This window comes from Clostridium boliviensis, assembly GCF_033342255.1.
GTDB lineage: Bacteria > Bacillota > Clostridia > Lachnospirales > Lachnospiraceae > Lacrimispora > Lacrimispora boliviensis.
Genome location: NZ_JAWONS010000246.1, coordinates 1 through 309 on the forward strand (window position 1 = coordinate 1; position 309 = coordinate 309).

Annotated in this window: 1 protein-coding gene; it reads right to left on the reverse strand. The window is 66.0% G+C overall.

Annotated elements, in window-relative coordinates:
* Positions 1–250, reverse strand: a 250-nt coding sequence (locus RZO55_RS16880; RefSeq protein ID WP_318065428.1) for a creatininase family protein, incomplete at its 3' end; no start/stop codon positions are given.
* Between the last annotated feature and the right edge of the window lie 59 nt (positions 251–309).

The following is a 309-nucleotide window of genomic DNA, read 5'->3' on the forward strand; positions in this document are numbered from 1 at the left end:
CATTGGAGACGTGGAGGCTGCCCGGAAAGCGGCGAAGGCTCCAGACCTGGCCGTAGGGAAGGACGGGCAGCTGAAGCGTGCCGGTCCGTTCGGCCACCCGCCGGGCCAGGCGCTCCGCCAGCAGATTGTCCGTCCCCAGGGGAAGATGGGGACCGTGGGCCTCCACCGCTCCCACCGGAAGCAGGGCCGTGTAACGGGCCTTTCGGACCGCCTCCCGAAAATCAAAGGAACTCAAATGATCGTACCGCACCGCGCTTCCCCCTTTCCGGTTCACCGGGAAAGCCTTCCGCCTCCCCGGATCATGTTTTG